3 protein-coding genes are annotated in these 1,634 nt (G+C 44.7%); all 3 read left to right on the top strand.

Going from position 1 to position 1,634, the window contains the following annotated elements; translation table 11 throughout:
* A partial coding sequence (locus tag I8752_RS22220) for an adenylate/guanylate cyclase domain-containing protein (protein ID WP_214434442.1) occupies nucleotides 1–288 on the top strand: 288 nt, incomplete at its 5' end.
* Nucleotides 289–622: 334 nt separating this feature from the next.
* The gene (locus tag I8752_RS22215) at nucleotides 623–1,354 is read left to right on the top strand and encodes an NAD(P)-dependent alcohol dehydrogenase (protein ID WP_225895836.1); all 732 of its coding nucleotides are present in this window, start codon (nucleotides 623–625) and stop codon (nucleotides 1,352–1,354) included.
* A gap of 66 nt (nucleotides 1,355–1,420) precedes the next feature.
* A partial coding sequence (locus I8752_RS22210) for a hypothetical protein (RefSeq protein WP_214434441.1) occupies nucleotides 1,421–1,634 on the top strand: 214 nt, incomplete at its 3' end.

The following is a 1,634-nucleotide window of genomic DNA, read 5'->3' as shown; positions in this document are numbered from 1 at the left end:
CCCCTACAATTACGTATTGCCATTAATAGTGGTAAAGCTGTCGTGGGAGATGTTGGTAGCCTTCAAAGAGTAGACTATACAGCATTAGGAGCTACGATTAATCTTGCTGCTCGTATGGAAGCAGTTTGTCCTCCCGGTGAATGCGTCATTAGTGAAGCAACCCATCAAATGCTTTCACAACCCTCAGATTTCCGAGAAATGGGGGATTACCGTTTCAAAGGTATCGACCGATTAGTGAAGGTTTATCAAACAAAATTGCATCAAGTATCAACGCTGATTATGCATTAGCTGATACAATTTACCAAAAATAACGATACATATCCAAACCCAAGAACCTAGACTAAATGGGACTTTCTTAATTACGAATTACGTAGACGCGCTCTGCGCGGCTTCCCGTTCGCGTAGCGTCTCCTTCAGGAGAAGAGTATTACGAATTACGAATTGGTATGACTGTGCCAGCGCTAAAATTTGCTCTGCGGTCAAATTTAACTCTGGTGTCTCAAAATGGGAGCAGACTATACCATCAACCACTGTAAATCATTCAAAACAGAACCACAGAAGATTAATATTCAGGATGTAAACTATTTCAAACAATTAATATTAGATAGGAGTAAAATTCAGCATGATTCACGCGTATGCAGCCAAAACAGTAAATGCTGCACTAGAACCATTTGAATACGCTCCAGGTTTTTTGAAAGACCAAGAAGTAGAAATTAATGTTGAATATTGCGGACTCTGCCATAGCGACCTGATTATGCTCAAAAATGACTGGGGTCTCAGCCAGTATCCTTTTGTACCGGGTCATGAAGTTGTCGGAACAATTGCAGCCGTTGGCGATGGCGTGACTACTCTCAAAGTCGGTCAGCAGGTTGGATTGGGGTGGTCTTCCCATTCTTGTATGCACTGCGAATATTGTATGTCGGGCGATCGCAACTTGTGTCTAACCCTAGAGCAAACGATTGTCGGTCGATATGGCGGATTTGCTGACAAGGTACGGGCCCATGAAGAATGGGTAACTCCTCTGCCAACAGGAGTCGATCCTGCTAAGGTAGGGCCGCTGTTCTGTGGCGGTGTTACCGTGTTTAACCCCATTATTCAATTTGATGTCAAGCCAACTGATAGAGTTGGTGTAATAGGTATTGGGGGACTTGGACATCTGGCACTGCGGTTTTTAAAAGCTTGGGGATGTGATGTCACGGCATTTTCCACTAATGCGAATAAAGAGTCTGAAGCTCGTGAGTTAGGAGCAAATCACTTCATCAACTCTCGTGATGCCAAAGCGATTGAGTCTGTTACCAACTCGTTTGACTTTATTATCTCTACAGTGAATCCCCGTGCGATTCGTTGTAAGTGAATCCCGGTATCCAGTCCGTAAATAAACTTACCAACTCTTACGAGTTGAACTCTCAACCAGATGTAGGTGAAAGTCCTACCCGCCAGGTTCAGGCGTGACTCCTTACCTGCCCACACCGAGCAAGCTCGATTCTTGCAGAGTGAAGCTGGGAACAGGACGCAATCAGACAATCGCTATGGATTGACACTGGCGTTAATAGGGAGCTTCCACGGTGAAACAGAGCCTAGAAAAGTAACCCACACTCAAGCGGGGCATAACACAAAACCCCCGACTTCATCAG

The organism is Dendronalium phyllosphericum CENA369 (genome assembly GCF_016056275.1).
GTDB lineage: Bacteria > Cyanobacteriota > Cyanobacteriia > Cyanobacteriales > Nostocaceae > Dendronalium > Dendronalium phyllosphericum.
This window is presented reverse-complemented; position numbering and strand designations above follow the sequence as displayed.